The 23,476-nt window shown below is 73.4% G+C and carries 24 protein-coding genes; 12 read left to right on the top strand and 12 right to left on the bottom strand.

Annotated features, from left to right (window positions below):
• Positions 1-75: 75 nt before the first annotated feature.
• Genes ACRYRX_RS19285 through ACRYRX_RS19275 form a run of 3 tightly spaced genes read right to left on the bottom strand, consistent with a single transcriptional unit; the run spans position 76 to position 3,283 of the window.
• Positions 76-975: a carbohydrate ABC transporter permease gene (locus tag ACRYRX_RS19285; protein WP_432514514.1), complete on the bottom strand. Its 900-nt coding sequence runs from the start codon at positions 973-975 to the stop codon at positions 76-78.
• Positions 972-1,961 (bottom strand): carbohydrate ABC transporter permease, encoded by a 990-nt coding sequence (locus ACRYRX_RS19280; protein ID WP_432514513.1) that lies wholly within the window; start codon positions 1,959-1,961, stop codon positions 972-974. The genes ACRYRX_RS19285 and ACRYRX_RS19280 overlap by 4 nt, the downstream gene beginning before the upstream one ends.
• On the bottom strand, positions 1,961-3,283 hold the full coding sequence (locus ACRYRX_RS19275) for an ABC transporter substrate-binding protein (protein ID WP_432514511.1): 1,323 nt from the start codon (positions 3,281-3,283) through the stop codon (positions 1,961-1,963). The genes ACRYRX_RS19280 and ACRYRX_RS19275 overlap by 1 nt, the downstream gene beginning before the upstream one ends.
• A 143-nt stretch (positions 3,284-3,426) precedes the next feature.
• Here ACRYRX_RS19275 and ACRYRX_RS19270 point away from each other — a divergent pair, with 143 nt between their 5' ends.
• Complete coding sequence (locus ACRYRX_RS19270; protein ID WP_432514509.1) at positions 3,427-4,476, top strand: LacI family DNA-binding transcriptional regulator; 1,050 nt, start codon at positions 3,427-3,429, stop codon at positions 4,474-4,476.
• A gap of 385 nt (positions 4,477-4,861) precedes the next feature.
• Positions 4,862-6,088 carry an MFS transporter gene (locus tag ACRYRX_RS19265; RefSeq protein WP_432514507.1) on the top strand — a complete coding sequence of 409 codons (1,227 nt, stop codon included), beginning with the start codon at positions 4,862-4,864 and terminating at the stop codon, positions 6,086-6,088.
• A 19-nt stretch (positions 6,089-6,107) separates the two neighbouring features.
• On the opposite strand, the gene ACRYRX_RS19260 is transcribed toward ACRYRX_RS19265, so the two are convergent.
• From ACRYRX_RS19260 to ACRYRX_RS19245, 4 genes are all read right to left on the bottom strand, one after another.
• The gene (locus ACRYRX_RS19260) at positions 6,108-6,881 is read right to left on the bottom strand and encodes an amino acid ABC transporter ATP-binding protein (protein WP_432514516.1); all 774 of its coding nucleotides are present in this window, start codon (positions 6,879-6,881) and stop codon (positions 6,108-6,110) included.
• Between the two features lie 8 nt (positions 6,882-6,889).
• On the bottom strand, positions 6,890-7,558 hold the full coding sequence (locus ACRYRX_RS19255) for an amino acid ABC transporter permease (protein ID WP_432514504.1): 669 nt from the start codon (positions 7,556-7,558) through the stop codon (positions 6,890-6,892).
• A 28-nt stretch (positions 7,559-7,586) separates the two neighbouring features.
• On the bottom strand, positions 7,587-8,393 hold the full coding sequence (locus tag ACRYRX_RS19250) for an amino acid ABC transporter substrate-binding protein (RefSeq protein WP_432514502.1): 807 nt from the start codon (positions 8,391-8,393) through the stop codon (positions 7,587-7,589).
• 107 nt (positions 8,394-8,500) lie between these two features.
• Positions 8,501-9,496: a LacI family DNA-binding transcriptional regulator gene (locus ACRYRX_RS19245; RefSeq protein ID WP_432514500.1), complete on the bottom strand. Its 996-nt coding sequence runs from the start codon at positions 9,494-9,496 to the stop codon at positions 8,501-8,503.
• 139 nt (positions 9,497-9,635) lie between these two features.
• Between ACRYRX_RS19245 and ACRYRX_RS19240 the strand changes: the two genes are divergently transcribed.
• Genes ACRYRX_RS19240 through ACRYRX_RS19225 form a run of 4 tightly spaced genes read left to right on the top strand, consistent with a single transcriptional unit; the run spans position 9,636 to position 14,750 of the window.
• Complete coding sequence (locus tag ACRYRX_RS19240) at positions 9,636-11,567, top strand: glycoside hydrolase family 127 protein (protein ID WP_432514498.1); 1,932 nt, start codon at positions 9,636-9,638, stop codon at positions 11,565-11,567.
• Positions 11,568-11,599: 32 nt separating this feature from the next.
• Positions 11,600-12,925, top strand: coding sequence for an ABC transporter substrate-binding protein (locus ACRYRX_RS19235; RefSeq protein ID WP_432514496.1), 1,326 nt, complete (start codon positions 11,600-11,602; stop codon positions 12,923-12,925).
• On the top strand, positions 12,922-13,830 hold the full coding sequence (locus tag ACRYRX_RS19230) for a carbohydrate ABC transporter permease (RefSeq protein WP_432514494.1): 909 nt from the start codon (positions 12,922-12,924) through the stop codon (positions 13,828-13,830). Before ACRYRX_RS19235 ends, ACRYRX_RS19230 begins: the two co-directional genes overlap by 4 nt.
• Positions 13,831-13,832: 2 nt before the next feature.
• The gene (locus ACRYRX_RS19225; protein WP_432514492.1) at positions 13,833-14,750 is read left to right on the top strand and encodes a carbohydrate ABC transporter permease; all 918 of its coding nucleotides are present in this window, start codon (positions 13,833-13,835) and stop codon (positions 14,748-14,750) included.
• 115 nt (positions 14,751-14,865) lie between these two features.
• Here ACRYRX_RS19225 and yczR read toward each other — a convergent pair whose 3' ends face one another.
• Positions 14,866-16,323, bottom strand: coding sequence for a MocR-like transcription factor YczR (yczR, locus tag ACRYRX_RS19220; RefSeq protein ID WP_432514491.1), 1,458 nt, complete (start codon positions 16,321-16,323; stop codon positions 14,866-14,868).
• Positions 16,324-16,384: 61 nt separating this feature from the next.
• Between yczR and yczE the strand changes: the two genes are divergently transcribed.
• From yczE to ACRYRX_RS19200, 4 genes are read left to right on the top strand one after another with little or no spacing between them, the layout of a single operon-like run.
• A complete protein-coding gene (gene yczE / locus ACRYRX_RS19215) occupies positions 16,385-17,005 on the top strand; it encodes a membrane protein YczE (RefSeq protein WP_432514489.1) in 621 nt (206 codons plus the stop codon).
• Positions 17,006-17,025: 20 nt separating this feature from the next.
• Positions 17,026-17,304, top strand: coding sequence for a YciI family protein (locus ACRYRX_RS19210; RefSeq protein WP_432514488.1), 279 nt, complete (start codon positions 17,026-17,028; stop codon positions 17,302-17,304).
• 54 nt (positions 17,305-17,358) lie between these two features.
• A complete protein-coding gene (locus ACRYRX_RS19205; protein ID WP_432514487.1) occupies positions 17,359-17,766 on the top strand; it encodes a hypothetical protein in 408 nt (135 codons plus the stop codon).
• Positions 17,763-18,113: a transcriptional regulator gene (locus tag ACRYRX_RS19200; protein WP_432514486.1), complete on the top strand. Its 351-nt coding sequence runs from the start codon at positions 17,763-17,765 to the stop codon at positions 18,111-18,113. The genes ACRYRX_RS19205 and ACRYRX_RS19200 overlap by 4 nt, the downstream gene beginning before the upstream one ends.
• Here ACRYRX_RS19200 and ACRYRX_RS19195 read toward each other — a convergent pair.
• From ACRYRX_RS19195 to ACRYRX_RS19180, 4 genes are all read right to left on the bottom strand, one after another.
• The gene (locus tag ACRYRX_RS19195) at positions 18,065-19,069 is read right to left on the bottom strand and encodes an ABC transporter ATP-binding protein (protein ID WP_432514484.1); all 1,005 of its coding nucleotides are present in this window, start codon (positions 19,067-19,069) and stop codon (positions 18,065-18,067) included. The two genes, ACRYRX_RS19200 and ACRYRX_RS19195, sit on opposite strands and share 49 nt — an antisense overlap.
• Complete coding sequence (locus ACRYRX_RS19190) at positions 19,066-19,878, bottom strand: ABC transporter permease (protein WP_432514482.1); 813 nt, start codon at positions 19,876-19,878, stop codon at positions 19,066-19,068. The genes ACRYRX_RS19195 and ACRYRX_RS19190 overlap by 4 nt, the downstream gene beginning before the upstream one ends.
• Complete coding sequence (locus ACRYRX_RS19185; protein ID WP_432514481.1) at positions 19,871-20,662, bottom strand: ABC transporter permease; 792 nt, start codon at positions 20,660-20,662, stop codon at positions 19,871-19,873. Before ACRYRX_RS19185 ends, ACRYRX_RS19190 begins: the two co-directional genes overlap by 8 nt.
• Before the next feature lie 138 nt (positions 20,663-20,800).
• On the bottom strand, positions 20,801-21,469 hold the full coding sequence (locus tag ACRYRX_RS19180) for an NUDIX hydrolase (RefSeq protein ID WP_432514480.1): 669 nt from the start codon (positions 21,467-21,469) through the stop codon (positions 20,801-20,803).
• Between the two features lie 94 nt (positions 21,470-21,563).
• Here ACRYRX_RS19180 and ACRYRX_RS19175 point away from each other — a divergent pair, with 94 nt between their 5' ends.
• Complete coding sequence (locus ACRYRX_RS19175; protein ID WP_432514479.1) at positions 21,564-22,559, top strand: SPFH domain-containing protein; 996 nt, start codon at positions 21,564-21,566, stop codon at positions 22,557-22,559.
• Positions 22,556-23,440: a hypothetical protein gene (locus ACRYRX_RS19170; protein WP_432514476.1), complete on the top strand. Its 885-nt coding sequence runs from the start codon at positions 22,556-22,558 to the stop codon at positions 23,438-23,440. The genes ACRYRX_RS19175 and ACRYRX_RS19170 overlap by 4 nt, the downstream gene beginning before the upstream one ends.
• Positions 23,441-23,476 lie beyond the last annotated feature (36 nt).

The raw sequence follows: 23,476 nt of genomic DNA, 5'->3' as shown, positions 1-23,476 counted from the left end.
TGACTCCCCGGTGACGATCATCGTCACCGGGGAGTCAACGTTCCCACCCCGAGGCGGGCGGGAGGGGCGGAGCGGTCAGCCCTTGAGGGCGCCGGCGGCGATGTTGGCGATGAAGTGCCGCGACCCGATGAGGAAGATGCCGATGAGGGGGACGACGCTCACCACGGCCCCGGCCATGATCATCCCGTAGTCGGTGGTGTAGACGGAGTTCAGCTGGGCCAGCGCGGTCTGCAGCGTCTGCCGCCCCGGGTTCACCAGGACGACCAGCGGCCAGATGTAGTCGTTCCAGGCCGTCACGAAGGTGAAGATCCCCAGGAACGCGAGCCCGCCGCGCAGCATGGGGATCGCGATCGACCACCAGGTGCGGAAGAACCCGGCCCCGTCCAGGGTGGCCGACTCGACGAGCTCGTCGGGGATCGACGCCTGGGCGAACTGCCGCAGCAGGAAGATGCCGAACGCGTTGGCCGCGCCGGGCACGATGAGGGCCTGGAGCTGACCCATCCAGCCGAGCTCGGACATCAGGACGAAGCTGGGCACGAGGGACAGGTTGCCCGGGACGAGGAACGTCACGAGCAGCACCGCGAACAGCGCGTTGCGGCCGGGGAACCGGTACTTGGCGAACGCGAACGCGGCCAGGGAGTCCAGCAGCACCACGAGCACGGCGAGCGAGCCGGCGACGACGAAGGAGTTCAGCATCGCCCCGAGCAGGTCGATGTTGGAGACGACGTTGCGCAGGTTCTCCAGAAGGTGCGTGCTGGGCAGCAGGTTCGGCGGGTACCCGAAGATCTGCCCGGTGGTGCTGGTCGACATGACGAGCAGCCAGTAGAACGGGAACAGCGACAGCAGGACGCCGACGAGGATGCAGGCGTGCGTGACGACCCGCCCGAGGACCCACTGCCGGCTGCGGCGGGGTTTGACGACGGCGGGACGGTTCCGGGTCGCCCGCGGGGTCCGGGTCAGTTCCGGCGCGCTCACTTCGCCACCTCCTCGGTGCGGCGCGACACCCTCGGGACCGCGTCGCGGTCCCGCAGCAGGCGCCAGTTGATGATGGCGAACACGGCGGCGAGGGCGAACAGGGCCCAGGCGATCGCCGAGCCGTACCCGAAGTCGAGCTGGGAGAACGACTGGTCGTACTGGTAGAGCACGATGGTCATGCCGGCCTCGTCCACCCCGCCGACGGTGCCGTTGCCGTTGGCGGCGCCGAAGAGGATCTGCGGTTCGGTGAACAGCCCGAGGCCGCCGATGGTGGAGGTGATGACGGTGAAGAGGATCACCGGTCGCAGCATGGGGATGGTGACGGAGAAGAAGGTGCGCCAGAAGCCGGCGCCGTCGACCTTGGCCGCGTCGTACAGCTCGTCGGGGACGGCCTGGAGGGCGGCCAGGTAGAGGATCGCGTTGTAGCCGGTCCAGCGCCAGATCACCATCACGGCGATGGTGATCTTGATGCCCCAGGCGGTCGACAGCCAGGCGACGGTGGGCAGGCCCAGGGCGGTCAGGGCCGAGTTGACGATGCCGAAGCTGTCGGAGAACACCGACCCGAAGACGATGGCCATGGCGACCATGCTGGTGACGTTCGGGATGAAGAACGCGACCCGGTAGAAGCCCTTCATCCGGATGTTCTGGTGCAGCAGGAACGCCATGAGCAGCGCCAGGAAGAGCATGGGGACCGTCGAGATCACCCAGATGATCAGGGTGTTCGAGACGGCGTTCCAGAACCGGCTGTCCTGCACGAGGTAGGCGTACTGCTGGAGGCCGACGAACTTGATGTCGCCGATGCCGTCCCAGTCGGTGAACGACAGGTACACCGAGAACAGGATCGGGAACGCGCCGAAGACGAGGAACAGCAGGTAGAACGGTGAGACGGCCGCGTACTGGGGCCAGAACGGCCGGATCCCGCGGCGGTGCACCGCGACGCCGTCGGTGACCGGCCGGGACGCGGTGGGCCGCATCGTGAGCGCCATCAGATGACCCCTCGCTTCTTGAGGACCTTGTCCACGGCCGTGACCGCCTCGTCCCACGCCTGGTCGGGGTCCTTGCCTGCGGACTCCACGACGCGCAGCTGGTCGCGGAACGCTTCGATCTGCTTCTCGTAGGTGCTGATGAACGTCGTCGGGACGTTCTCGGCGGCGGTGCTGAAGAACGCCAGCGGGTCCTGGTCGCCGAAGAACCCGCCGGAGTCGGCCATGCCGGCGTCGAACGCGCCGGGGGCGGAGGGGAACAGCTGGACCTCGTTGTAGGACCGGGCCTGGTTCTCCGGCAGGGTCAGCCAGCGCGCGAAGGCCAGCGCCGCCGCGGGGTCCTTCGACGTCTTGGGGACGGCGAGGAAGGAGCCGCCGGAGTTCCCGGGCAGTCCGGGCTGCTGGGCGATGCGCCACTTCCCGGCGAGGTCGGGGGTGGTGTCGGCGGCGACCTTCATCCACCAGGCGCCCTCGATGTGACCGCCGAGCTTGCCGGAGTTCCAGGCCGCGTTCTGCTCGTTCTCGACCTGGAGGTTGCGGGTCACCTTCGCCCGGACCGCCTTGACCGCGGTGTCCCACGCGGTCCGGATCGCGGAGCCGGGTTCGTGGTAGAGCGGTTTGTCGTCGGCGTCGAAGTACCGTTCGGGGGAGGCGTTGACGTACTGGTTGAAGACCATGACGGCGTTGGCGATGAGGGCGACGTCGCTGGTCTCGCGCAGTTGCTGCCCGAAGGCGATCCAGTCGTCCCAGGTGCGGACGGCGGCCGACACCTCGTCGGGTTCGGACGGCATTCCGGCCGCGGCGAGCAGGTCCGTCCGGTAGAAGAAACCGGTGGGGCCGGTGTCCATCGGGAAGAAGAGGAACCGGCCGCTGGGGGTGCGGCCGAGGTTCCATTTCCACTCGTAGTAGTCGTCCTTGTAGTCCTGCGCGCCGTAGTCGTCGAGGTTGACGAACTGGTCCTCGCTGGGGAAGTACAGCGCGGCGTTGGAGTTCACCGCGGTGATGTCCGGGATGTACGCCTGGGCGGCGAAACCGGTCCGCAGCTTGTTGTCGAACGCGCCGCCGATGACGTCGGCGCGCAGGCGCTTCGTGGTGCCGGGGATGCCGTCGGCGGCCACCTCCAGGAGGCTGGGGGCCATCGAGCGGTTCCAGTACCAGAGCACCAGTTCGCCCGGGTCGCTGGAGATGGAGGTCCCCGAGCCGCAACCGGCCAGTGCGGCCGTCAGGGGGATGCCGGCGGCACCGGCGACCCCGGCGCGCAGGAACGTGCGCCGGGAGTGCGGACGGCCGGGGGAGGCTCCCGGCGGTGACGACGTGACGTGCAATCGGACCAGCCCACTCTCTTCGTCGAGACCTTCGAGCCGTACTTCCGTGAGCGCTCACGGAGTGCTAGGACGGTGCCACCGGCGGAGGTCGCTGTCAAGGCGCGCGATGATGCGTGTCGGACGCCGGGAGGAGCGAGGTCGGGGTGAAGGCAGCAGAGGACGACCGGCAGGGCGATCGGCCGGCCGGCGCCGCGGTGCGTCGCGGGCGCAGGCCCGCGCGGGTCGGGGTGACCATCGAGGACGTCGCCGCGGCCGCGGGGGTGTCGCGGCAGACGGTGACCCGGGCGATGAACGACATGGAGGGCATCAGCGTCGCGACCAAGACCCGCGTCCTGGCCGCCGCCAAGGAGCTGAACTACCGGCCGTCCCGGTTCGGCCGGGGCCTGGCGCGGGCCGCCCACGACACCCTGGGCCTCGTCGTGTCCGACCTCGCCAACCCGTACTACCCCGAGTTCGCCGCCGCCACGGTCCGCTACGCCGGTGAGCTGGGCTGGAACGTCGTGCTCGTCGACACCCTGCACGCCCAGGACGACCTGCGGGTCCTGGGGGACCTGGCCCGGCAGGTCGACGCCGTCATCGGCTACCTCGGGTCCCGCGACCGGTGGGCCGACGCGCTGTCGGGCATGACCGTCGTCGCGATCGACCCGGGGGCCGACGGGCTGCTGCCCGGGACGCACGCCGTCCGGCTCGACCCCCGCGCGGCGCTGCGGGAGGCCGCGGCGCACCTCGCCGCGGCCGGGGTGCGCTCGGTCGTCGTCCTCGACGGGGACCGGGACGCGGTGAGCGACCGCGCTCAGCTCATCGCCGCGGCGCTGCGCGCCCGGGGGCTGGAGGTGGGGTTCGTCCAGGCCGGTGGGCAGGACGTCGAGGCGGCCCGCGCCGCGACCCGGGAACTCATCGCCGGCGGGCTGCCGGACGCGGTGTTCGCCTGGAACGACATCCTCGCCGTGGGGGCGCTGGCCACGTTCACCGAGCACGGCGTGTCCGTGCCCGGCGACGTGCGGCTCGCCGGGATCGACGGGCTCTCCCTCGGGACGTTCGTCACCCCGCAGCTGACGACCCTGGCCGTCGACATGCACGAGGTGGCGCGGCAGGCCGTCGACGTGGCCGTCGAGGCGTTGCGCAGCGCCCCCGACGGCGCCCCGCAGACCCGGCGGGTCGAGCACGCGTTCGTCCCGCGCGGCAGCGCCTGAACCGGCTCACGACGGCGTGCGGCCACCGGTGGGGCGGGCGACGGCGATCGCGACGTCGCGCGGGTCGCGCGGCTGCGCGCCGTCCACTCGGTGGTGATCGAGCGGTAGGCCGGCTCGCGCGCGGCCAGGGTGGGGAGCTCGTGGGACGGGGCGAGTCCGCGGTCGTCGCGCCCAGGGGGACGCCGGCCTCGGCGGCGACCTCGCGGTGGGAGGTCCCGGCGACGCCGGAGCGCGCGATCACCTCCAGGCAGGCGTCGACGATCCGGTCGCGTCGTCGGGGTCGTCGCGACCTCCGAGCCGCGAGCCCGTTGCGTACGCTCGGACCACCGCGATCGTGGATCCCCGCGCCCGCCCCGCGAGCCCCGCGAAAGGCAGACCCCTCGCCGTGTACTCGCTCCTCCTGGCGATCATCTACGTCGCCTTCGTCAGCCTCGGGCTCCCGGACTCCCTCGTCGGGGCCGGCTGGCCGGTCATGCACCGGGACCTCGACGTCCCCGTGGCCTTCGCCGGCATCGTGACCACGATCATCGCCGGCGGCACCATCCTGTCCAGCCTCGCCTCCGAACGGCTCACGCGCCGGTTCGGCGCCGGCCTCGTCACGGCCGTCAGCGTCGGGCTGACCGCGGCCGCCCTCGGGGGTTTCTCGGTCTCCGGCTCGTTCTGGCTGCTGTGCCTGTGGGCCGTGCCCTACGGGCTGGGGGCCGGCGCGGTCGACGCCGCCCTGAACAACTACGTGGCGCTGCACTACGCCGCGCGACACATGAACTGGCTGCACAGCTTCTGGGGACTGGGCGCCTCGATCAGCCCGTTCATCATGAGCTGGGCGATCACCTCCGGCCTGGGCTGGTCCAGCGCCTACCGGGTCATCGGCCTCGTCCAGGCCGTCCTCACGGTCGTGCTGATCGTCAGCCTGCCGCTGTGGGGGAAGGTCAACCCGGTCGCCCCGCCCCGGCAGGCCGGTCCGGCCGACGCCGAACCACCGGGACGCGGCAGCACCCACGTCCCGCTCGCGCAGGCGCTGCGGATCCCCGGCGTCGTGCTGGTCCTGGTCGCCTTCTCCGCCTACTGCGCGCTGGAGAGCACCTCGATCCTGTGGGCCTCGACCTACCTCGTCGCCGACCGTGGGGTCGCCCCCGCCACCGCCGCCGCGTTCGCCTCGCTGTTCCTGCTGGGCATCACCGCCGGACGGTTCCTGGCCGGGTTCTTCGCCGACCGCGCCGGGGACCGGTACCTCATCCGCGGGGGTTTCGCGGCGGTCGCCGTCGGTGTCGTGCTGCTGGTGCTGCCCGTGCGGACCGACGCGCTCGCCCTCGTCGGCCTCGTCGTCGCCGGGCTGGGGTGCGCACCGATCTACCCGGCGATCATCCACTCCACCCCGGTGAACTTCGGGCGAGACAACTCCCAGGCCGTCATCGGCATCCAGATGGCCGCGGCCTACACCGGCTCGACCCTGGCGCCGCCCGCGTTCGGCGTCCTGTCGGCCTGGGCGGGGATGTGGACCTTCCCGCTGTTCCTCGCCGTGCTGGTGGTGCTCGGCCTGCTCATGTCCGAGCGGCTCAACCGGCTCGTCGCCCACCGGGCCCGCGCCGCCCAGCTCGCCGACCGGCCCTGAACCGGGGCCGTCGCGACCCTCAGATCGGGTCGACGAGCCGGTGCAGGAACCGGCGGGTCCGTTCCTCGCGGGGGTCCTCCAGCACCGCCGCGGGCGGGCCCTGCTCGACGATGACGCCGCCGTCGAGGAACAGCACCTGGTCGGCGACCCGCTGCGCGAAGCGCATCTCGTGGGTCACCACGACCATCGTCCAGCCCTCCGCGGCCAGGTCCTTCATGACGGCCAGCACCTCGCCCACGAGCTCGGGGTCCAGCGCCGAGGTGGGTTCGTCGAACAGCACGACCTGCGGCCGGACGGCCAGCGCCCGGGCGATCCCGACGCGCTGCTGCTGCCCGCCGGACAACTGGAACGGGTGCTGGTCGGCCTTCTCCCGCAGCCCCACCCGCTCCAGCAGGGCCAGCCCCTCGGCGCGCGCCTGCTCGCGCGGGCGGCCCTGGACGACGACCGGGCCCTCGATGACGTTCTGCAGGACGGACAGGTGCGGGAAGAGGTTGTGGGACTGGAAGACCATGCCGCTCTGGGCGCGCAGCCGGGTCGCGGCCCGCTGCAACGGCCGGCCGCGCAGCGCGGGGGAGAACTCGACGCCCACGTCGCCGATGCGGACGGTCCCCGCGTCGGGGACCTCCAGGGCGTTCAGCGAGCGCAGCACCGTCGTCTTGCCCGACCCCGACGGGCCGATGAGCACCGTCACCGAACCCGCCGCGGCGGTGACGTCGACGCCGCGCAGGACGTGGTGGTCGCCGAAGGACTTGTGCAGCCCACGGACCTCCAGCAGGGGTTCCGCACCGATCACCTCGCCGGTCACCTCGCCACGAACCTGTTCAGGCGCGTCTCCACGCGGGTCTGACCGAAGGACAGGACGAGGCAGACGATCCAGTAGTAGACCGCCGCGACGCTGTAGAGGGCAAAGAACTCATAGGTGGGAGCGGCGATCTCCTGCGCCTTCCGCAGGAGTTCGACCCCCTGGATGTTCGCGACCAGCGAGGTGTCCTTCACCAGCGAGATGAGGGTGTTCGACAGCGGGGGCACCGCGACCCGGGTCGCCTGCGGCAGCACGATCCGCCGCATGGTCGTCGGGTAGCTCATGCCGATGGTCAGCGCGGCCTCGGTCTGTCCCCGGGGGACGGAGAGGATCGCGGCGCGGATCACCTCCGAGGCGTACCCGCCGACGTTGAGGCTGAGGGCGACGATCGCGCTGGGGAAGGGGTCGATCACCACCCCGAACTCGGGGAGGGCGTAGTAGATGATGAACAGCTGCAACAGCAACGGCGTCCCGCGGATGACCGAGACGTAGAACCGGGCGATCGCCGCCAGGACGCCGATGCTGGACAGCCGCATGAGCGCGACGAGGAGCGCGAGCACGAGACCGACCGCGAAGCTGATCGCCGTGAGCGGGATGGTGCCCCGCACCAGGCCGCTCGCCAGCGGCAGCAGGGAGTCCCGCACCAGGTCCCACGTGCTCTCGTCCACCGCGCCGCCCTCCTCGTCCCGCCCGACCTCAGCCGGCGGCCGGGCCCGAGACGTCCTGGCCGAACCACTTCTGCGAGATCTCGGCGAGCGTCCCGTCGGCGCGCAGCGCGTCGAGCGCGTCGCTGACCTGCTGGGCCGTCTCGGCCTCGTCCTTGCGGAACACGAAGCCCTGCTCGGTCCGGTCGTCGGTCTCGGCGGCGATCTTCACGCCCTTGTCGCCGGAGGTCTTGAGGTAGTCCAGGACGGCGAGCTGGTCGTTGACCGTCACGTCGACGCGGCCCTGCTTGAGCAGGGTCATGGCCTGGGTGAGGCCCTCGACGGCCTCGACCTGCGCGCCCGCCTCGGTGGCGGTCTTCGCCCAGTTGCTCGTGGTGGACTGCGCGGACGTCTTGCCCGCGATGTCGGCCAGCGAGGTCACCGAGGTGTCGTCGGCGCGGGTCACGACGACGCCGGTGGAGACGGTGTACGGGCTGGAGAAGACGTACTTGGCCTCGCGCTCGGCGGTGATCGAGACCTGGTTGGCGATGCCGTCGTAGCGCTTCGCCTCCATGCCCGCGAAGAGGGAGTCCCAGTTGTTCTCGGAGAACTCCACGTCGCGGCCCAGCTGCTCCCCGACGGCCTTCGCGACGTCGATGTCGTAGCCGACGAGCTCGTTGGTCTTCTCGTCGTGGTAGCTGAAGGGGGCGTAGGTGCCCTCGGTGCCGAAGGTCAGGGCCTCCTGCGAGGACCCGGAGGAGCTCCCGCCGCCGCTGGTGCCGGTGTCGCCACCGCCGCAGGCGGCCAGGAGGCCGGTGAGGGCGAGGGCGCTGATCGTGCCGAGGGTCCTGCGACGCATGAGTGGGGTGTCCTCCCGTGGGTGGGGGCCCACCGTGGGCGCCCGGTCCTTGCAGCGACAACCTAGGGGGTGCGCATTCCCGGCGCCCCCCTGCGGCGGGTCGCGCTTCAGGCGGGGACGGTGGACTGCCGGACGACGAGGCGGGTCGGCATCGTCGTGGTGCCGGGGGAGGGGGACCCGGCGACGGCGTCCAGCAGCAGCTCGCCCGCGCGCCGCCCCAGGGCCTCCAGCCCCAGGTTCACGGTCGTCAGCGGCGGCCGGGAGGCCAGGGCGATGACGTCCCAGTCGTCGAAGCCGACGACGGCGACGTCCTCGGGGACCCGGCGCCCGGCGTCGCGCAGGCCGTCGCAGACCCCGCGGGCGATCTGGTCGCTGCCGCAGGTGATCCCGTCGAGATCGGGGTGGCGCCGCAGCAGGAGGTCGGCGGCGAGCCGGCCCCAGCGCTCGCTCCAGTCCCCGTGCAGCGCCGGGCCCACGAGCGCGTCCCCGGCGGTGGTCTCCACGGCGGTGCGGCGCACCTGGGCGGCGTGGTGGTCCTCGGGGCCGGTGACGTGGGCGATCCGGCGGCGGCCGAGGTCGAGCAGGTGCGTGGCGGCGGCGGCGGCACCGCCGGCCTGGTCGACGGTCAGGGAGGTGTCGCGGGGGTCCTGGGAGGGCGTGAACGCGTAGACGACCGGGACGCTCGCCGCCAGCGGGGGGCGCGGGTCGGTGCGGCGGCCGGTGACGATGATGGCGTCGACCCGGCGGGCCTGCAGGGTCCGCAGGTAGTGCTGCTCGCGCAGCGGGTCGTCGCGGCTGTCGCACAGCAGGACGCTCATCTCCCCGGCGCCCAGGGCGTTCTCGGCGCCCAGCATCACCGGGATGGAGAACCGGCCGAAGCTGTCGGTCGTGATGAGCCCGACGGTGTAGCTGCGGCCGGAGGACAGGCCGCGCCCGAGGGGGTCGGGGGTGAACCCGAGCTGCTCGGCCGCGCGGCGGACCCGTTCGCGGGTCTCGGCGCGCAGCTGACCGGTGCCGTTGAGGGCCTTGGAGGCCGTGCCGGGGGACACGCCCGCCAGCGCGGCGACGTCGACGATCCGCACCGGAACGAGGCTTTCCGTCATGTGGGGCTCCTGACTTCCTGGATCCCCGCACGTTACCGCGCTCTTGACGGCGGCGGGGAGTGCTCCTACGGTCGAAGCAGAAAACGTGTTCCGCACGTTCCGGGCACGGCTTCCCGCAGACGACTCGATGGAGAGCTCCATGACCAGCACCACCGCTGGACCCACCGCCCCCACCGCGCCCGCCGCCCCCACCGCGGCGGCGTCCGTCACCCTCCACCCCGTCCCGCTCGGGGCCTCGCGCACCACCTCCGGGTTCTGGTTCGACCGCATGCAGGCCAACCGGCGCCAGGCCATCCGCACCGGCTACGAGAAGCTGGAGAGCGCCGGGAACCTGCGCAACCTGCGGATCGCCGCCGGCGCCGAGGACGGCGAGGCCAAGGGCCCGATCTTCATGGACTCCGACGTCTACAAGTGGCTCGAGGCCGCCGGCTGGGAGCTCGGCCGCGAACCCGACGAGGAGATCCTCGGCTGGATCCGCGAGATCACCGACGTCGTCGCCGCCGCCCAGGCCCCCGACGGCTACCTCGACTCCGTGCAGCAGGTCCGCGGGAAGGGCGAGCGCTACGTCGACCTGCCCTGGAGCCACGAGCACTACTGCGCCGGGCACCTGTTCCAGGCCGCCGTCGCCGTCCACCGCGGCACCGGCGAGACCGGCCTGCTCGACGTCGCCGTCAAGCTCGCCGACCACCTCGTCGCCACCTTCGGCCCCGGGAAGGTCGAGGAGGTCGACGGGCACCCCGTCGTCGAGATGGGCCTGGTGGAGCTGTACCGCGAGACCGGCACGCAGGCCTACCTGGACCTGGCCCGCTGGTTCGTCGACGCCCGCGGCACCGGCATCATCGAGCGCCTGCACGGCAAGGAACCCACCTACTTCTCCGACCGCGTCCCCGTGCGCGAGCAGACCTCGCCGGAGGGGCACGCGGTCCGCGCCGTCTACCTCACCGCCGGCGCCGCCGACGTCGCCGCCGAGACCGGCGACACCGGCCTCCTGGACGCCCTGGCCCGCCAGTGGGAGGGCATGGTCGCCTCCAAGACCTACGTCACCGGCGGCATCGGCTCGCGCTGGGACTGGGAGCAGTTCGGCGACCACTACGAGCTCGGCCCCGAACGCGCCTACGCCGAGACCTGCGCCGCCATCGGCAGCGTGCAGTGGACGTGGCGGATGCTGCTGGCCACCGGCGAGGCCCGCTACGCCGACCTCGTCGAGCGCACCCTCTACAACGCCTTCCTGCCCGGGGTGTCGCTGGCCGGGACGGAGTACTTCTACGTCAACGCCCTCCAGCTGCGCCACGGCGCGTTCGCCGAGGAGGAGCGCAGCGTCGCCCACGGCCGCCGCCCCTGGTTCGACTGCGCCTGCTGCCCGCCGAACATCATGCGGACCCTCTCCAGCCTCGACGCCTACGTCGCCACCAGCTCCGACGAGGGCGTGCAGCTGCACCAGTTCACCACCGGCACCGTCGAGGCCGCCGGGACCGCGCTGTCGGTGACCACGGACTACCCGTGGGACGGCACGGTCCGCGTCGAGGTCACCGCCACCCCCGGCGAGTTCGAGCTCGCGCTGCGCGTCCCGGCCTGGGCCGAGGGCGCGACCGCCACCGTGAACGGCGAGGCCGTCCCCGCCACGGCGGGGGAGTACCTGCGGGTCCGCCGCGCCTTCGCCGTCGGCGACGTCGTGGAACTCGTGCTGCCCATGACGGTCCGCGTCGTCGAGGCCGACCCGCGCGTCGACGCCGCCCGCGGCTGCGTCGTCGTCGAGCGCGGCCCGCTCGTCTACGCCGTCGAGCAGACCGACCTGCCCGCCGACCTGCCCGCCGACGACGTGCGGGTCCGCGTCGCGGAACTGCGCCAGGCGACCGCCGAGCACCGCCCCGACCTGCTGGAGGGGGTCACCGTGCTGCGGCTGCCCGTGCACGCGGCGCTCGCCGCGGCCACCGGCCCGCTGTACCGCCCGGCCGGGGACGAGCCCGCGCCGCAGGCCGCGCAGGAGACCCTGCACGTGCCGGCGATCCCCTACTACGCGTGGGCGAACCGCGACCTGGGCGCCATGCGCGTCTGGCTGCCGCGGGCCTGAGGGACCTGACCGACAACCCTGGAGGAGCAGCGATGGAGCTACACCGCAGGAGAGTGCTGGGCCTGGGCGGCCTCGCGGCGCTGGGCGCCGCGCTGACCCCGGCGCTGGTCGGCTGCGCGTCGCAGCTGCCCGAAGCCGACGTCACGGCGGCCGGTTTCGGGGAAGACGCGACCGGGACCGTCCGGTTGTGGTGCCGGGCGGCGACCGTCGTCGCCGTCCGGCAGGTCGTCGACGCGTTCAACGCCTCCCAGGACGAGGTGACCGTCGAGGTCACCCCCGTGCTGGACGGGCAGTACGTCACCAAGCTCGCCACGGCCATCCGCGGCGGGAACGTGCCCGACATCGTCGACATCGACGACATCAACTCGATGCTGTTCATCTACCGGGACTCGTTCACCGACCTCACCCCGCTCGTCGAGCAGCTCGACTTCGCCGACCGCCTCAACCCCGGTCAGCTGGGGCTGGCCACCCGCGACGGCCGCACCTACGGCGTCCCATACATCGCGGACAACTCGGCGCTGTTCTACAACACCGAGCTGTTCGAGAGGGCCGGGCTCGACCCCGCCGAGCACACCCGGGACCTCGACGGGGTGCTGGAGGCCGCCCGCGCCATCGGCGGCCTCGGGGAGGGGACCTACGGGTGGTCGGTGGACGCGAACTCCGCCGGCATCCTCGGCTTCGTCGTCCAGCCGCACATCTGGGCCGCCGACGCCCCGAACATCGTCGGCGAGGTCGGGGAGCAGCGGGGGGCGATCGCGGACAACGACGCCGTCCGCCGCACCTTCGAGTTCTACCGGACGATGTGGGACGAGAAGCTCATGCCGCAGGCCAACTTCTCCGGCGACGGCGCGCGCTGGTGCGCGGACTTCCGCGAGGGCACCGTCGGGATGGTCCCGGCGAACTTCTCCGTCGCCGTCCTCAACGCCGACCCGGAGATGCGGGCCAAGACGGGGGTCGTGCTGATGCCCGGTCCCGACGGCGGCCGGGCCACCTTCGCCGGCGGGGACAACCTCTGCATCCCGCGCGGCGCCCCCAACGCCTCGGCGGCCTGGAAGTTCGTGAAGTTCGCCCTGGACCTGCCGCAGCAGACGAACCTGCCCGCCGGCGGGTACATCCCGGTCCGCTCCGACGCCGCCACCCCGGAGTACCGCGAGGAGTTCCCGCTCGCGGTGGCCCCCCTGGACGGCATCGACGGGGCCTACGCGCCGGTGACGCTGGCCTACAACCTGCTCTTCAACCAGCCGGATTCCCCGTGGATCGCGGCGTTCCGCCGGTCCGTCTTCGACGGTGACCTCGACGGGGCGCTGGAGCAGGGGCAGAAGGACTTCGACCGCATCCTGGAACAGGCGCAGCTGTGACGACTCTGACCAGAACCCCGATCGACCCCCGTCCGAAGTCCCTCACCCACCCCGCGCGCACGGGCTTCCTGCTGACCCTGCCCGCGCTGGCGTTCGTCGTCGTGTTCGTGCTGGTGCCGCTCGCGTTCGCGGTCTACATGTCGCTGACGAACTGGCCCCTCATCGGCTCCTACGAGTTCATCGGGTTCGGCAACTACGCCGCCGTGGCCGGCGACCCGGTGTTCTGGAAGTCCGTCGGCTACACGATCCTCTACACCGCGATCGTCACCCTGCCGATCCTGGTGCTCGGGTACGTGCTGGCCGTCGTCGTCCGCAGCAACCGCCGGTTCTCCACGGTGTTCCGGACGATCTTCTTCCTGCCGTACGTCATCGGCCTCACCACGCTGAGCTTCCTCGCCGTGCTGGAGGCGCAGCCGAGTTCGGGGGCGGTCAACATCGTCCTCGAGGCCCTCGGGATCACCGACGGCACCACGGCCTGGCTGGTCGACGGCCCCCTGGCCACGGCCCTCATCTGCGTGATGATCGTGTGGGCCGTGTCCGGGCTCACGATGGTGCTGCTCATGGGCGGCATGCAGGGCATCCCGCGCGACGTCTACGAGTCCGCCGAGATGGACGGGGCGGGCTGGTGGCAGCGCGAACGCAGCATCACGCTGCCGATGCTGCGCAAGACGATCGCCATGAGCCTGGTGATCTCGGTCATCGGCTCGCTGCTGGCCTTCACCCAGTTCTACGTCCTCACCCGCGGCGGTCCCGGCACCGACACCCAGACCGTCGTCATGTACGTCTACCAGCGCGGTTTCGTCCAGCTGCAGCTCGGCGCGGCCTCGGCGCTGTCGATCGTCCTGGTGCTGGTCATCGGCCTGGTGACCGCCGCCCAGTTCCGGCTGCTGCGCGAGAAGGAGTGACCATGGCCACGATGACGGAACCCGCGACCGCGCCCGCCGAGCAGGTGCGGCCGGGCCGGCGCAGCGAGGCGAACGGGCGGGCCGAGAGCCGCACGAAGGTGACCCTGTACTGGCTGGGCGGGACGCTGGCCGCGCTGGTCTTCCTGGTGCCGCTGGTGTGGTCGGTGCTGCGGTCCTTCCAGAGCAACGACGCGATCGTCGCCACCACCCCGAGCCTGTCGGACCTCATGACGTTCACGGGGGAGAACTTCCGCTCCCTGTTCACCGGCGACGCCGACATCGTCCGCGCCGTCGGGAACAGCCTCGTCGTGGCGGTCAGCACGGCGGTGCTGACCGCGGTGCTGGCGACGCTCGCCGGGTACGGGTTCGGGCGGTTCCGCTTCCGGGGCCGCAACGTCCTGTTCGGCCTGGTCGTGGTGACGATGATGGTGCCGTTCCAGGCGATCATCACCCCGCTGTACCTGCAGATGAACGCCATGGGCCTCACCGACTCCCGGCTCGGGCTGGTGCTGTTCTACTCCACGGTCAACCTGCCGTTCGGGGTGTTCGTCATGCGCAACGCCTTCGAGTCGATCCCCTCCGAGATCGAGGACTCCGCCCGCGTCGACGGCGCCGGAACGATGCGGTCGCTGGTGTCGGTGCTGCGGCCCATGCTCGTCCCGGGCATGGCGACGAGCGCGCTGTACGCGTTCCTGGCCAGCTGGACGGAGTTCCTCGGGGCGCTGACGTTCCTCACCGACGACCGCAAGTACACGCTGCCGCTGTCGCTGGTGAACCTGCAGTCGGGGGCGTACGGGGCGGTGAACTTCGGGTACCTCGTCGCGGGGGCCGTCGTCGCGATGATCCCGTGCGTGATCCTGTACGTGGCGCTGCAGCGGTTCTACGTCGCGGGCCTGGCCTCCGGGGCGGTCAAGGGCTGACCCCCTCCCCGCACCCCCACCTCCACGCCGATCGAGGGAACCCGCGCGGCGATCGAGGACAGAGCGTTCCGGCTGTCCGCGATCGCCGTGCGGGTTTCCTCGATCGCGGTGGCGGTCAGACGAGCACCTCGAAGGAGCGGGGGAGCGGGGCGGTGGCGCCGGCGTCCTGCCAGGCGCGGGCCAGCAGGTGCACGCTGGACCGCAGCGTCGGGGCGTCGGCGCCGAACGGGATCCGCAGGTGCCGCTCGAAGGCGCCGTCGACGCCGAACCGCGGGCCGGCGGTCAGCAGGACGCCGTACCGGCGGGCCGCGACCGCGAGCGCCGAGCTGAGCGCGGCGGGCAGGTGCACCCACAGCGCGAGACCGCCGTCGACGCGGGGGACGTCCCACTCCGGGACGGTGGCCGCGAGCTCGGCGGCGAGGGCGTCGTGCCGCCGCCGCAGTTCGGCGCGGCGGCCGGGCAGGACGTCGTCGAGGCGGGGCAGGCAGCGGGCGACGACGAGCTGCTCCAGGACGGGGGTCCCCAGTTCCCAGGGGGCCCGGTGGGCGGCGAGGTGGCGGACGGTGCGGGCGTCGGCGCGGACCCAGCCGATGCGCAGCCCGCCCCAGAGGGTCTTGGCGACCGAGCCGACGTGCAGGACGTCGCCGGGGAAGGGGGGTGGGACGTCTCCGCCGAAGGCGAGCTCGTTGGTGGTCTCGTCGACGACGAGGCGGGTCCCGTGCCGGCGGGCCAGTTCGACGACGCGGCGGCGCACCGCCGGGGGCATGACGGCTCCGGTGGGGTTCTGGAACCCGGGCATGAGGTAGGCCAGCGAGGGGCGGGTGCGGGTGAAGGCGTCGTCGAGGACGGTCTCGTCCCAGCTGCCGGGCCGGTCGGCGGTGGCGGCGGTGACGGGGACGGCGACGGGCCGGCCGCCGGCGGCGCGGGCGGCGTCGAGGGCGTGCGGGTAGCCGGGGGACTCCACGAGGACGCGGTCGCCGGGGCGCAGGGTGGCCCGGCACAGCAGGCCCACGGCGTGCTGGGCGCCGAGGGTGACGAGGACCTCGTCGGCGGTGGTGGGCAGGCCGCGGGCGGTGTAGCGGTCGGCCACGGCCTGACGCAGCGCGGGGACGCCGAGCAGTTCGTAGCCGTCGCCGGGCAGGTGGGCGCGCAGGTCGGCGGCGGCAGCGTCGACGGCGTCGGCGACGACGGGGGCGGCGGGCAGCACGGCGCGGGTGAGGTCGACGACGGCCAGGTCGGCGGTGGGGTCGGCGGTGGGGTCGGCGGTGGGGGTCGTGCGGTGCGGGGGGTCGGCCGCGGGGCCGGTGGGGGGCAGGGTCAGGACGCTGCCCGACCCGCGGACGCTGTGCAGGTGGTGCTGCTCGCGCAGCCGGGCGTAGGCGGCGGCGACGGTGGTGCGGCTGACGGCCAGGGCGGCGGCGAGCTCGCGCTCGGCCGGCAGGCGGGTGCCGGAGGGGATGCGGCCGTCGAGCAGCAGCAGGGCGATCCGGTCGGCGAGGGCCCGCAGCGCGGGGCCGTCGCCGCGCCACTCGCCGAGGAGCTGCCGCAGGGCGGACGCGGAGAGGGTGGACACCAGTCCACCGTACTCGGATTGGCCCTGTCGGAACCGGGTTGGACTGCGGTCCAATCCCGGGGTGAGAAGTCCACTGCCTGCTGCTCGTCTCGTCCGGCTCCTCGTCGGCCTCGTCCTCTACGGCGTCGCGGAGGGGTTCATGGTCACCGCGCACGTGGGGGTGGGGCCGTGGTCGGTGCTGGCGACGGGGCTGGCGCGCCAGACCGGGGTGGGCATCGGGTGGCTGACCGTCCTGATCGGGGCTGTCGTCCTGCTGCTGTGGATCCCGTTGCGGCAGAAGCCGGGCGTGGGCACGGTCCTCAACGTGCTGATCGTCGGCACGGTCATCGAGGCGACCGTCGACCTGCTGCCGACGCCGGAGCACCTGCTGGTGCGCGTCCCGCTGTTCGCGGCGGGGATGGTGCTGCTGGCGGTGGCCAGCGGTCTCTACCTGGGGGCGGCCCTGGGGCCGGGGCCGCGCGACGGGCTGATGACGGGGCTGCACGCGCGGACGGGCCGGTCGCTAGGGCTGTGCCGCACGGTCGTGGAGGTGTCGGTGCTCGTGCTCGGGTGGCTGTTCGGGGGCAACGTCGGGGTGGGCACGGTGGTGTTCGCGTTCGGGATCGGCCCGCTGGTCGGGTGGGTGGTGCCGCGGCTGGCGGTGGCGCGGCGCGCGCCGGTGGCCGTCCCGGTGGCCCGGTAGCGGCCCGGTAGCGTCCCGGCATGCCGTTCTTCGCCGTGACCTACGCGTACACCCCCGACCTCTCCGCCCGGGACGCGGTGCGCCCGGCCCACCGCGAGTACCTGGCGTCCCTGCCGGAGCTGGTGCTGTCGGGCCCGACCGACGACGACGGGGCGTTCCTGGTGTTCGAGGCGGCCGACGCGGCGGCCGTGGAGGCGTTGCTGGACGCCGACCCGTTCGCGGTGGACGGGCGGGTGATCGGGGGGCGGAAGGTCGTCGGCTGGAACCCGGTGCTGGGGCGCTTGTCCTCCTCGTTGTGATTTCCCCCGCCAGACCACTTGCGCACTTGGAAAGTACTTCGGTAGAACTGGGGCATGACCACAGCTGATCGAGCCCAGGACGACCTCCGTACTGCCGCCGCCGCTGTCGCCGCGGCCCGTCCCGAGAGGTTCCCGCGGTGGGTGCTGCCCGCCACGGTCCTGCCCTACGTCGGCGGGTTCGCGGCGCTCGCCGTCGCCACCTGGACCGGCGGCCTGGCCTGGATCGTCGCCGGGATCACCCTCCTCGTCGCCTTCTTCGCCCTCCTCTTCACCGCGGTCCTGCGCCAGCGGGTGCGGACCCGCCCGCACCGCAGCCGCGCGCAGTGGGTCACCGAGTTCGGCATCCTCGTCGTCGGCGTGCTGCTCTACGTGTTCGGCGACCGGGGCGTGGCCCTGCTCGTCGTCGGCGCCGCGTTCGGCGTGGTGCTGTGGCGCCAGGTGAAGGCGCAGGGCCGGGCGTGAGCGCCGCACCCGAGCCCGCTCTCGACCCCGCCGTCCAGCACCCCACCAAGCTCGCCGTCGTCGCGTTCCTGTCCGGGTGCGTCGACGCCGACTTCAAGACCGTCCGCGACCGGCTGGACCTCAGCGACTCCGCGTTGTCGCGCACCCTGTCCGGCCTGGAGGAGAGCGGTCACGTCAGCGTCCGCAAGGGGTTCGTCGGCAAACGGCCCCGGACGTGGGTCGCGCTGACCGCCGAGGGCCGCCGCAAGCTGGCCGCGCACCTGGCCGCGCTGCAGGCGATCGCGGCCGGGGCGCTGGCTCAGGCCTCCGACCTGCCCGACGGCGACCGGTCCCCCGAGGTGGCGTAGAGGGTCCGCAGGACGTCGGCGATGTCGGGTTCCTCCACCGACAGGTCGCCGACGTCGGCGCACCGGGACACCTGCGCGAGCACCTCGGCGGCCGTCGTCTCCTCCGCCGAGAACGCGTACCGCAGCCGCAGACCGCCCTCGGTGACCCCGAGCAGTTCCGCCCCGGCGACCCGCGCCGGGGGGACCGGCTCGCGCTGGTCCACGACCAGGACGCGGCGGGCCCCGACCCGGCGCACCAGCCCCGGCAGGTCCCCGTCGTAGGCCGCGCGGCCGTGGTCGACGACCAGCACCCGGTCGCACAACCGCTGCACGTCCCCCATGTCGTGCGTCGTCAGCAGCAGCGTCGTCCCGCGCTCGGCCCGCTCGGCGCGCAGGAACCGCCGCAGCCGCTCGCTGGACAGCACGTCCAGGCCGATCGTCGGCTCGTCCAGCAGGAGCAGTTCGGGGGAGTGCAGCAGCGCGGCGGCCACCTCCCCGCGCATGCGCTGGCCCAGCGAGAGCTGCCGGACGGGGGTGGCGAGGAACTCCGACAGGTCCAGGCGCTCGTCGAGGTCGGCCAGCCGCGCCCGCCACGCGCTCGCGGGGAGGTGGTGGATCGCCCCGAGCAGCCGGAACGACTCGTGCAGCGGCAGGTCCCACCACAACTGGCTGCGCTGGCCGAACACCACGCCGATGCGGCGGGCCAGTTCCCGCCGGTGGGTCACCGGGTCCAGCCCGCAGGTGCGGACCGTCCCGCTGGTCGGGACGAGGATCCCCGTGAGGAGTTTCACCGTCGTGGACTTCCCGGCGCCGTTGGCGCCGATGAAACCCACCGACTCCCCGCGCCGGACCCGCAGCGACAACCCGTCGACGGCGCGGACCACCGTGCGCCGCCGCCGGAACCGGCCCGTCCTCTCCCGCACGACGTACTCGCGGACCAGGTCGTCGACCGCCAGCGCGTCCTGGTGGTCGGTCACGAACCGCTCCCCGTGTAGTGCCGGACCCCGGCGCGCCACAGCAGCAGCGCGACGACCCACAGCGCCGCCGCGGCGAGCGGGGAGCACCACCCCAGCCACGCCGGCAGACCCGGCGGTCCCGGTTCCCCCAGCAACGCCAGGACGGGCAGGTAGGCGACGAACGCCGCCGGGACGACGTAGCCGAACAACCAGCGCAACGGCGCCGGGTACAGCGAGGCCGGGTACTGCGCCGCGGTCGCCCCGCCGTAGGTGATCGAGTTCACGGCCTCCCGGCCGTCCAAGAGCCAGAACTGCAGGGCGCCGGCGACGACGAACACCGCGGCGAACACCGCCGTCCCGCCCACGAGCGCGACGGCGAGCAGCGCCGCCGACCGCGCGTCCAGGGCGATCGCGGTGCGGGGCCAGGCGATCGCGAGCACAGCCAGCCCCACGCCGACCCGGCCCAGGCGCTTGAGGGAGACGTCGGCGGTCGCCAGTTGCGTCAGGACCGGCAGCGGCCGCAGCAGGAACGCGTCGAGCGTCCCGGCCCGGACGTGGTCGGGCAGTCGGTCGACGTGGCCGAGCAGGAGGTCGGCGACCGCGAAGCAGACGTTGGCCAGCGCGAACACCAGCGACGCCTCCCACACGTCCAGCCCGCCGAGCGTGCTGGCCCGGGAGAACACGACGTAGATCGTGGCGAACTCGCTGACGCCGATCGCGACGTTCGCGACCAGGTCGGCCGCGAAGGAAGCCCGGTACGACAGCTGCGCCCGCACGCGCGAACCCAGGACCGCCCGGTGCGCGGCCAGGGAGGAACCCCGGTCAGCCACCCTGCACCACCAGCCGCCGCGACCCGGCCGCCAGCAGGACCCGCCCGGCGAGCAGCAGACCCACCAGCCAGCCGGCCTGCACGACGACCGCCCGCGCCGCCTCCGCGCCGCCGAGGCGGCCGGTGAACAGGTCCGCGGGGGTCTGCAGCATCGACGGGAACGGCGTCGCGCGCGCCAGCGCCTCCAGCCAGCCGGGGAACCAGGACACCGGGATCGTCAGCCCCGTCAGGAGGGTCGCGGTGACGGTGTACAGCAGCAGGACCCCGCGGATCTCGGTGAGCCAGAACGCGGTGAGGTTCACCAGGAAGCGCGCCGCGAACGACACCGACACCCCCAGCGCCAGCGCGACCAGCCCCAGCAGGTGCGGCAGGGGTCCGGCGGGCAGGCTCAGCCCGGTCAGCAGCGCCCCGACCAGCAGCGGCGGCAGACCGCGGGGCAGGAGCATGAACGCCGCGCGCCCCAGGTCCTGGGCCCAGGCGGCCAGTTGCGGGTCGACCGGCCGGGCGAGGTCGACGGCGATGTCGCCGGTGCGGACCCGGCGGGCGACCTCGTCGTCGGCGAACACGCCGACCGGTGCCAGCAGGGCCTGGCTGATCCAGGCGAACGTGGCGGCCTGGGTGGCGTCGTACCCCGCGACCACCCCGGCCGAACCCACCGTCCCGGTCAGCACCGCGGCCTTGACGGCGCCGAACACCGAGTTCGTCAGGGCCCCGGCGGCCGTGGCGGCGCGGTACGTCGACCACCTGCGGAACCCCGCCGCGAGGAGGGCGGGGTAGGCGGACACGGCGTTCGACCCTAGCCCTCGTGGGGGCCGGTGGCCAGGGGTTGCGCGGGGCGCGGGGTTCGGATCGTTGGCCCCTCGCTCCCGATCATCGGCAGCGAGGGGCCAACGATCCGGACCCCCGCGAGCGTGGGGTGGGGGTCAGCGCATCAGGGGCGGGTGCAGGGTCGTGGCCCGGCCGCGCCGGAACAGCGCCGCCGGCCGCCCGCCGTCGCGGGTCGTCGTGCGGCCGGTCGGTTCCAGGAACCCCGCCGCGCCGGTGACCTTGCGGTGGAAGTTCCGCGGGTCCAGGGCCGTGCCCCAGACGGCCTCGTAGACCCGGCGGAGTTCGGCGACGGTGAACTCCGGCGGGCAGAAGGCGGTGGCCAGCGGCGTGTACTCCAGTTTCGCGCGGGCCCGTTCCACGGCGTCGGCCAGCAACCGGTCGTGGTCGAAGGCCAGGTGCCGCGCGTCCGCGACGGGGCACCAGCGGGCGTCGGCGGCGTCGGTCCCGGCGTGCGGGACGGGCAGGTCCGGGGCCAGGGCCAGGTAGGAGACCGTCACGACGCGCTGGCGGGGGTCGCGGCCGGGGGTGCCGTAGCTGCCCACCTGCTCGAGGTGGACCGAACCGCGGGGGAGCCCGGTCTCCTCGGCCAGTTCCCGGGCGGCGGCCTCGGGCAGGTCCTCGTCGGGCCGGACGAAGCCGCCGGGCAGGGCCCACCGGCCGGCGAAGGGTTCCTCGCCGCGTTCGACGAGCAGCACCGACAGGGCCCCGCCGCGCACGGTCAGGACGACGAGGTCGACGGTCACGGCGGTGACGGGGTGGCTCACCCGGTCAGCCTACCCACTTGTCGTCGGCTTGACGACAAGTGGGTCCAGGGGGTTATCGTCAGGAAGACGACAACCACTCGACCTGGAGGACCCCGTGGCCGACATCAGCAAGCGCCTCTTCGCCCGCCACCTGCGCAGCACCCCCACCACCCACGTCATCCACCACCGCCGCGGCAGGCTCGCCCACCGCGGCACCGGCCAGGCGTTCTGGTTCCGTCCCCTGAACGCCACCCTGTCCGAGCTGCCCGTCGACGACCGCGAGCTCCCGCTCGTCCTGCACGCCCGCACCGCCGACTTCGTCGACGTCACCGTCCAGGCCACCGTCACCTTCCGCATCGAGGACCCCGACCTCACCGCCACCCGCGTCGACTTCTCCCTCGACCCCGCCACCGGCCGCTGGCGCGCCGCCCCCCTCCAGCAGCTCGCCGGGCTGCTCACCGAGACCGCCCAGCAGCACGTCCTCGACGTCGTCGCCGGGCTGCCCCTGCTGCGGGTCCTCGCCGAGGGCGTCACCCTCACCCGCGAGCGCATCACCAGCGGCCTGCTCGCCGACAGCCGCCTCGCCCAGACCGGCCTCGCCCTCGTCGACGCCCGCGTCGTCGCCGTCCGCCCCGCCCCCGACGTCGAGAAGGCCCTCGGCACCCCCACCCGCGAACGCCTGCAGACCGAGGCCGACGGGGCCACCGCCCAGCGCCGCGCCCTCGCCGTCGAACGCGAACGCACCATCAGCGAGAACGAGCTCCAGAGCCAGATCGAACTCGCCCGCCGCGAGGAGGAGCTCGTCGCCCAGCGCGGCGCCAACCAGCGGCGCGAGGCCACCGAGGCCGCCGCCGCCGACGCCACCCGCACCACCGCCGAGGCCGAGCGCGCCGAACGCCTCGCCCAGGCCCGCGCCGCCGCCCGCCGCGTCGAGGGCGAAGCCGACGCCGCCGCCGAGGCCGCCCGGATGGCCGCCGTCGCCGGCACCCCGCCGGAGGTCCTGCTCGCCCTCACGCTCAAGGAGTTCGCCGGGCAGCTGCCCGACGTCGGCACCCTCGTCCTGACCCCCGACGTCCTCACCGGGGCGCTGACGAAGCTGGTCCGGCCGTGAGCCTGGCGCCCCGGGCGGTGCTCGTCCACCGCCGCACCGCCTACGCCGAGACCGTCGCCCGGCACGGCACCCCCGGAGCCGCCGACTTCTTCCTGCGCGGACGCGGACGGTCCCTGGCCGAGCTGGCCGAGGCCGACGAGCAGCAGCGCGCCGCGCTCGCCGCCGTCGCCGCCGCCGTCCCCGCCGACTGGCGCACCGGGACCGTCGAGCGGGCCGAGCTGCCGCGGTTCCTGTTCGCCCCCGAGGACGTCGTCGTGGTCGTCGGGCAGGACGGCCTCGTCGCCAACGCCGCCAAGCACTTGTCCGGCCAGTGCGTCGTGGGGATCGACCCCGCCCCCGGCCGCAACGCCGGGGTCCTCGTGCCCCACCGGGCCGCCGACGCCGCGGACCTGCTGCGGCGCAGCGTGTCCGGCGCACCCCGCGAGCTGCGCACCATGGTGCGGGCCAGCACCGACGACGGCCAGGAGCTGCACGCCCTCAACGAGGTGTTCATCGGCCACCGCTCCCACCAGACCGCCCGGTACGTCCTGCGCTGCGCCGGCCGCCGCGAGGAGCAGGCCTCCAGCGGGGTCGTCGTCGGCACCGGGACCGGCGCCACCGGGTGGCTGGCGTCCCTGGCCCGCGGCCGGGCCGCGTCCCCGCCCGCGCCCACCGCGACCGACCCCGCCCTGGCCTGGTTCGTCCGCGAGGCCTGGCCCTCGCGCACCACCGGCGCCGACCTCACCTCCGGCTCGCTGAGCGAGGACCCGCTCACCGTCGAGGTCCTGTCCGACGAGCTCGTCGTCTTCGGCGACGGGCTGGAGGAGGACCGCCTCACCCTCAGCCGCGGGCAGCGGCTGCACGTCGACGTCAGCCCCCGCCGGCTGGCGTTGCTGCGCTGAACGTGCCGGCCGCACGCCGGACCGTGCCCGAGCACC

The sequence above is a fragment of the Kineococcus lubricus genome (assembly GCF_050871965.1).
Taxonomy (GTDB): Bacteria; Actinomycetota; Actinomycetes; order Actinomycetales; family Kineococcaceae; genus Kineococcus.
The sequence above is the reverse complement of the archived record's forward strand: the minus strand, read 5'-3'. Positions and strand labels throughout refer to the sequence as shown.